Below are 5,832 nucleotides of genomic sequence, written 5' to 3'. Positions count from 1 at the left end.
ATATATATTGAGGATGATTCCCGAATTTGAAAAGCTGAACAAGGAGCTCCAACGCTACGACGTCCTCGAATACGATCACTATTCAAACGAGCTGAAAATCATCAGAGCGAGTGAAATAATCAGGAGGACGAAGCATTATGGTTAAGCGAAAAAAGTTCATCACAGTAGAGGAGATTATAGAAATCCATAAGGAGATTATTGAGAAATACGGTGGAGAATCGGGAATTTTAAACAGAGGAGAACTTGAATTCATTGTAGATTGGGTAAACAGCCACCCACGTAAGTCAATTCACTGGAAAGTTGCCATTCTGCTGAGAGGTATAGTTTCCGGGCATCCATTTGTAGATGGTAACAAAAGAACGGCATTCGAAGTAGCAGATACAATTTTGAGGTCTCATGGGTATAGATTCAAAGCCTCTAAATCCCAGATCCTGAAATTCATACTGGAACTTGCGATTGAAGGAAAAAGCATTGACGAAATAATTAAATGGCTTAAAGAAAATACTGAAAAGAAGGGAGGAGCATGCCGTCAAGAAAGAAGAGAAGAATAAAGGAAATGAAAGATGTTCTTAGACCGGAATACAGAAAAGCCTTAGAGGAGAGTATGAAAGAATACGATGATCTGCTAAGAGAACTTGCTAAGCTCTGATTGTTCCTACTCATTTTTATATTGCTGTAACAATTTTGGAACATGAATACACCAGCTGGCAACCCTCCCGGCTGGTGGAAGATTTCCGTAAGCATAAAGAACCTAAAAAAGCTCGATGAGATTAAAGCGGAACTTGAGAAGCAAACGGATAAGAAAATCAGCTACAACAAGGTTATTGAACATCTTATAGAGCTCTGCTTCAAAAGCTGTTCATGTAATTTCATAAACACATAAAATAAATAGCTATTTTCACGAAGGAGGATAAAGTGGGTGAGGCGTTAGTATCTCCTCACGACCCCCTTCCCAAGAATGAAGCGAAAAATCTGGAACTGATTTTCAGCGTTCTGATGAAAAACAGGCTGAGATTGGGAAGTTCGATAAAAAGTGGTTCTTTAAGTTCAAAAAATACGGAATTAAAACGTATCTGGATAAGGAGAGGTTAGCTCATCTGCTCTACAAGTATCGAAAGTTGGTTTCTTTGAGTTAATGGGCAAAATCGAGAAAAGCGAGGGATAAGCGATGCGGAGATTAAAATCCCCCACGATAAGCTTGATACGAAGGAGGTTTTTGACGAAAATAGATACTGGAGAGATTAAACACCCTTCAGCCCTTGTTGATGCGATGGAGAAGGTTAAGAGAGCGTTGTATGTACACGTGGGCTTACGAGACGATCAGATACCTCTCCGATGGTCGTTGGATTCTCGAAGTATCCCTTCGCTCAAGCTCGAAAATCCTCAGAGAGGAAATTGAGAGCTATGGAGAAGTTCCTAAAAGCGCTGAATTATCTTGATGCAGTTCTGAAAAAGGAGAAGATTAAAGCGAAAGGAATTAGCATCTCAAGATAAAGTTCAGCAAAATCAAGGAGATTCAGCAAGTTGAAGTTGATAGGATCGTAGTTAAGGTCTTCATGTATCCTTCAGGGGCTGAGCACATCAGGGTATTTTTCCACTTCACGCACGACGGCAAACCTATGGTTATCGGGGAAATCTTTAAAGGGAACGGTTGTAGAGTTGCTAAACTCAACGGGCTTTTGGGAGTCAAAGTTATTTAACTTGGAAGGAAAACGACATCCCATGAAGGTGAAGATAAAAGTCGGTAAAGTCGAAGTTACAGCGGAACTCAACGAGTCTATTGCCCCAAAAACCGTGGAAGCGATAAAGAAAGCGTTACCGATAAAAAGCAAAGCTAACAGATGGGGAGACGAGGTTTATTTTCATACAAACGTAAACGTATCAGTTGAAGAAAATTCTAAAGAAGTTGTAGAGGTTGGAGATGTAGCCTACTGGATTCCCGGAAAAGCGATATGTCTATTTTTTGGAAAAACACCGATAAGCGACGATAAAATAAGACCGGCAAGTGCCGTAAACGTAATCGGAAAGATTCTGGACGATCCGACGGTTTTAAGAGAAGTTAAGGACGGAGACGAAGTTACAGTTTTTGAAGTTGAATCCCAATAAATTTTTAAATAATTCCCACGTAACTCTTTAGCAATGGATGAGTTCGAAGAGTACATAGAAATATACGAAGTTGAAGAGGACGAATTTGAAGAAGACGACGAGAGATTGGCTGAAATATATAGGTTATTCGTGAAGCTGTTGAATCAGCTTGAGAACCTCAAAAGTTTCGAATTGAAGGAAGCAGCATCCCTCATGATGATTAAAGAGCTCGTAAACGACGATAAAGTTCTCGCCGGGCTTGCGACGAAAATGCTTCAGGATATGATATACAACCTCGATGAGGATGCGAGCTACTCTTCGTAGAGGTATGTAGAAAGAAAAAAGTATTTAAATTTTAACGATTCTAATACATATTCGTGGAAGTTAGAAAACTCCAGCTTATCGGCGGCTCAAGCTACATGGTAAGCTTACCCAAGGACTGGGTGAGGAGTAACAAGCTTAAACAAGGGGATGAGCTTCTCCTTCTAATCGAAGACGATATTGTGAAGATAGTCCCAAAAAAGATTAGCGAAGATTACAGGATCGTGAAGGCGAAAATAACGAACATTCCAAGATACGACGAGAAGTTTCTTGAGAGGTTTATTTACGCTTTATTTATCCAAGGGCTTGACGAGGTAGAAATAGAGGATAAGGGGCTGACTCCGAGAGTTATAGCTAAAATCAGCAGCATAGTCCACTCGATAATAGGGATGGAAGTGATAGATGCATCTAACGGAAGAGTTGTTTTGAGAAGTTTAACATCTTCGGAGTTGGATGTCAACGGAGTTTTGAACAGAATGGCTCAGATAATAGAAGGAATCTTTGACGGAATAGTGGATTGCATGACGTTAGGAGATATGGAAGGATTGAAAGACGTTAAAAACTTGGAAGGGGACACCGACAGGCTTTATCTCCTTGCGATAAGGCTTGAGAACAGGATAATGAAGGACATATCTTCCCCATCAAGGTGGAACGAGCTGAGGCACATTCTCGGAATGAGGCTTGTTGCAAAGTTTTTGGAGGAGATAGCAGACGACTTACACGACTTTTCAGAGAAGCTTCCGGAAATATCCGAGAAGTTCAAAGGAAACCTTCTCATGTTCTTGGAAGATTTAAACAGTGCCTTCTCGAAAGTTATGAAAGCATATATTTCCGGCGATGTGGACATGGCTGAGGATTCTATTTCTCAAGCCAACGAAATAGAGGAAGTTCTGCTCAAAGAGCTTGAAAAAGGTGACGCAAATTACAGAGTTGCGATTTATTCGCTTATCGATGTTTCCAGAAACCTCAAATCTATAGGAGAGGTTGCTTTTAACAAAGCTGTGAGGGAAAGGTATTTAAGCTGAATCGTTTTTCGTTTTTTCTCAGCCGATGAACGATGACAGAAATGTGAAGGAGGGAGATGAGTATGAGCGTGTACGTGAGATTTGAGGTTCCCGAGGAGTTGCAGCAGGAAGCTCTTGCCTTGCTTGAAAAGGCGAGAGAGACAGGAAAAATAAAGAAGGGCACAAACGAGACGACAAAAGCTGTGGAGAGAGGTTTGGCGAAGCTCGTTTACATAGCAATGGACGTCGATCCTCCGGAGATCGTAGCTCATTTGCCCCTACTCTGCGAGGAAAAGAACATACCGTACGTTTACGTGAAATCTAAGGAGGATCTCGGAAAGGCTGCTGGAATTGACGTTGCAGCAGCATCGGCAGCGATAATTAATGAAGGAGAGGCTAAGAAAGAACTTGAAGAATTGATTAAGAAGATTAACGCTTTGAAGAAGTAAGTTTTTATACCCTTTTTTGCTGGGTGAAAGTATGGAAGAGGACATCGCTCCAGCTGAGGTAATAGAGATTATTGGTAGGACCGGAATGCACGGTGAGGCTACTCAGGTAAAGGTTAGGATCCTCGCGGGAGAGAACAAGGGAAGAATAATAACAAGGAACGTTTTCGGACCAGTGAGGGTAGGAGACATCCTGATGATTAAGGAAACCGCAAGAGAAGCCAAGAAGCTCACGGTGAGGTGAAATAAATGGAAAAAAGAGTCTGCTCATTTTGCGGCTACGACATAGAGCCGGGAACAGGGAAAATGGTTGTAAGGAGGGACGGAAGAATACTCTACTTCTGCTCAAGGAAATGCGAGAAAAACATGCTTGAATTGAAAAGAAATCCAAGGAAGTTGAAGTGGACGAAGTATTACGCAAGGAAGTGAAAGAATGGAAAGGACGTTCGTGATGGTAAAGCCCGATGGAGTTAAGAGAGGGCTCATTGGGGAAGTGATAAAGAGAATCGAACAGAAAGGACTGAAAATCGTTGCGATGAAGATGATCGAAGTTTCGAAAGAGCTTGCAGAAAAGCACTACGCAGAACACAAAGAGAAGCCGTTTTTCCAGAATCTCATTTCGTACATAACTTCTGGACCAGTTGTTGCGATGGTTGTGGAGGGAAAGGAAGCTGTAAAAGTTATGAGAAACCTTGTAGGAAAAACGAATCCTATAGAGGCTTCTCCGGGAACGATAAGAGGAGACTTCGCGATGGACATAGGAAGGAACGTTGTTCACGCCTCTGATTCGATCGAATCTGCCGAAAGGGAGATTTCGCTCTTCTTCAGCAAGGAAGAAATTCTTAGCTACGAGAGAGCCGACGAAAAGTGGATATATGAAGAAGCTTAGAACTCCGATAGTTGCTGTTCTTGGACATGTAGACCACGGGAAAACTACGCTTTTAGACAAGATTAGGAACACGAGAGTGGTGGCTAAAGAAGCTGGAGGGATAACTCAACACATCGGAGCTACGGAGGTTCCGATAGATCTCATTAAAGAAATTTGCAAGGAACTATGGCCAAAAAACATAACGATTCCCGGTCTTCTTTTTATTGACACTCCCGGACACAAAGCCTTCACGAACTTGAGAAAGAGGGGTGGAGCTTTAGCCGATTTGGCAATTCTTGTAATCGACATTAACGAGGGGTTTAAACCTCAAACGGAAGAGGCGCTAATGATTTTGAGAACTTTCAAAACTCCCTTTGTCGTTGCGGCTAATAAAATAGATAAAATCCCGGGATGGCAAAGTTTCGAAAACCAACCTTTTTTGAAGAGTTTTCAGCAGCAGGATGATGTCGTTAAGCAGAGACTTGAGAACAAGATTTACGATTTGATAGGTGAACTTTACAAGTACGGATTTTCGGCTGATAGGTTTGACAGAATAAGGGATTTCACAAGGACTGTAGCGATAATTCCCGTTTCCGCTTTAACTGGAGAAGGAATCCCGGAGCTTTTACTTGTTCTCGTAGGTTTAGCCCAGAGGTATTTGGAGAAGAACCTCAGACTCCACGTCGAAGGGAAAGCTAAGGGAACTGTGCTTGAGGTTAAGGAGGAGAAAGGGCTTGGAATAACGATGGATGTCATAATCTACGACGGAACGCTTAGAGTAGGTGATAAAATTGCCATTGGTGGAGTAGACGGAGTTGTAGTTACCCACGTGAGGGGGATACTCAAGCCAAGACCCGCTCAGGAAATAAGAGTGGAAAGCAGGTTCAAGAGTGTAAAGGAGGTAACTGCTGCAGCTGGAGTAAAGATAGTAGCTCCGGGAATAGAAAACGTCGTCGCTGGTAGCGAGTTTGAAGTCGTCGAGAGTGAGGAAGACGTAAAGAAGTTCGAAGAGAGAATTAAGAGAGAGATTGAAGAAGTTACGATAAAAACCGACGAAGAGGGAGTAGTTCTGAAAACAGACACTCTCGGAAGTTTGGAAGCTTTAGTT

12 protein-coding genes are annotated in these 5,832 nt (G+C 42.1%); all 12 read left to right on the top strand.

Features of this window, described 5'->3' with window-relative positions; all coding sequences use genetic code 11:
* Positions 1–137: 137 nt before the first annotated feature.
* A complete protein-coding gene (locus F7C14_RS03050) occupies positions 138–551 on the top strand; it encodes a type II toxin-antitoxin system death-on-curing family toxin (protein WP_290899825.1) in 414 nt (137 codons plus the stop codon).
* Positions 524–649 (top strand): hypothetical protein, encoded by a 126-nt coding sequence (locus tag F7C14_RS03045; RefSeq protein WP_290899823.1) that lies wholly within the window; start codon positions 524–526, stop codon positions 647–649. Before F7C14_RS03050 ends, F7C14_RS03045 begins: the two co-directional genes overlap by 28 nt.
* A 42-nt stretch (positions 650–691) precedes the next feature.
* Positions 692–883 carry a hypothetical protein gene (locus tag F7C14_RS03040; protein ID WP_290899821.1) on the top strand — a complete coding sequence of 64 codons (192 nt, stop codon included), beginning with the start codon at positions 692–694 and terminating at the stop codon, positions 881–883.
* A 452-nt stretch (positions 884–1,335) separates the two neighbouring features.
* Positions 1,336–1,494: a hypothetical protein gene (locus F7C14_RS03035; RefSeq protein WP_290899819.1), complete on the top strand. Its 159-nt coding sequence runs from the start codon at positions 1,336–1,338 to the stop codon at positions 1,492–1,494.
* Between the two features lie 228 nt (positions 1,495–1,722).
* The gene (locus tag F7C14_RS03030) at positions 1,723–2,106 is read left to right on the top strand and encodes a cyclophilin-like fold protein (RefSeq protein ID WP_290899817.1); all 384 of its coding nucleotides are present in this window, start codon (positions 1,723–1,725) and stop codon (positions 2,104–2,106) included.
* Positions 2,107–2,139: 33 nt separating this feature from the next.
* Positions 2,140–2,409: a hypothetical protein gene (locus F7C14_RS03025; RefSeq protein ID WP_290899815.1), complete on the top strand. Its 270-nt coding sequence runs from the start codon at positions 2,140–2,142 to the stop codon at positions 2,407–2,409.
* A 53-nt stretch (positions 2,410–2,462) separates the two neighbouring features.
* Positions 2,463–3,431 (top strand): phosphate uptake regulator PhoU, encoded by a 969-nt coding sequence (locus F7C14_RS03020; RefSeq protein ID WP_290899814.1) that lies wholly within the window; start codon positions 2,463–2,465, stop codon positions 3,429–3,431.
* A gap of 56 nt (positions 3,432–3,487) precedes the next feature.
* The gene (gene rpl7ae / locus F7C14_RS03015) at positions 3,488–3,859 is read left to right on the top strand and encodes a 50S ribosomal protein L7Ae (RefSeq protein WP_048086411.1); all 372 of its coding nucleotides are present in this window, start codon (positions 3,488–3,490) and stop codon (positions 3,857–3,859) included.
* 31 nt (positions 3,860–3,890) lie between these two features.
* Positions 3,891–4,100 carry a 30S ribosomal protein S28e gene (locus F7C14_RS03010; protein ID WP_012965137.1) on the top strand — a complete coding sequence of 70 codons (210 nt, stop codon included), beginning with the start codon at positions 3,891–3,893 and terminating at the stop codon, positions 4,098–4,100.
* Between the two features lie 5 nt (positions 4,101–4,105).
* A complete protein-coding gene (locus tag F7C14_RS03005) occupies positions 4,106–4,285 on the top strand; it encodes a 50S ribosomal protein L24e (protein WP_290899809.1) in 180 nt (59 codons plus the stop codon).
* A gap of 4 nt (positions 4,286–4,289) precedes the next feature.
* Positions 4,290–4,745, top strand: coding sequence for a nucleoside-diphosphate kinase (gene ndk / locus F7C14_RS03000; protein WP_290899807.1), 456 nt, complete (start codon positions 4,290–4,292; stop codon positions 4,743–4,745).
* The coding region (infB, locus tag F7C14_RS02995) for a translation initiation factor IF-2 (protein WP_290899805.1) at positions 4,732–5,832 on the top strand (1,101 nt) is incomplete at its 3' end. The genes ndk and infB, both read left to right, overlap by 14 nt.

This window comes from Ferroglobus sp. (assembly GCF_015521575.1).
GTDB lineage: Archaea > Halobacteriota > Archaeoglobi > Archaeoglobales > Archaeoglobaceae > Ferroglobus.
The sequence above is the reverse complement of the archived record's forward strand: the minus strand, read 5'-3'. Positions and strand labels throughout refer to the sequence as shown.

Coding starts and splice junctions, on each gene's coding strand:
- ndk (WP_290899807.1), top strand. CDS start 4,290: ATGGAAAGGACGTTCGTGATGGTAAAGCCCGATGGAGTTAAGAGAGGG.
- rpl7ae (WP_048086411.1), top strand. CDS start 3,488: ATGAGTATGAGCGTGTACGTGAGATTTGAGGTTCCCGAGGAGTTGCAG.
- F7C14_RS03005 (WP_290899809.1), top strand. CDS start 4,106: ATGGAAAAAAGAGTCTGCTCATTTTGCGGCTACGACATAGAGCCGGGA.
- F7C14_RS03045 (WP_290899823.1), top strand. CDS start 524: ATGCCGTCAAGAAAGAAGAGAAGAATAAAGGAAATGAAAGATGTTCTT.
- F7C14_RS03040 (WP_290899821.1), top strand. CDS start 692: ATGAATACACCAGCTGGCAACCCTCCCGGCTGGTGGAAGATTTCCGTA.
- F7C14_RS03025 (WP_290899815.1), top strand. CDS start 2,140: ATGGATGAGTTCGAAGAGTACATAGAAATATACGAAGTTGAAGAGGAC.
- F7C14_RS03035 (WP_290899819.1), top strand. CDS start 1,336: ATGGTCGTTGGATTCTCGAAGTATCCCTTCGCTCAAGCTCGAAAATCC.
- F7C14_RS03010 (WP_012965137.1), top strand. CDS start 3,891: ATGGAAGAGGACATCGCTCCAGCTGAGGTAATAGAGATTATTGGTAGG.
- F7C14_RS03050 (WP_290899825.1), top strand. CDS start 138: ATGGTTAAGCGAAAAAAGTTCATCACAGTAGAGGAGATTATAGAAATC.
- F7C14_RS03030 (WP_290899817.1), top strand. CDS start 1,723: ATGAAGGTGAAGATAAAAGTCGGTAAAGTCGAAGTTACAGCGGAACTC.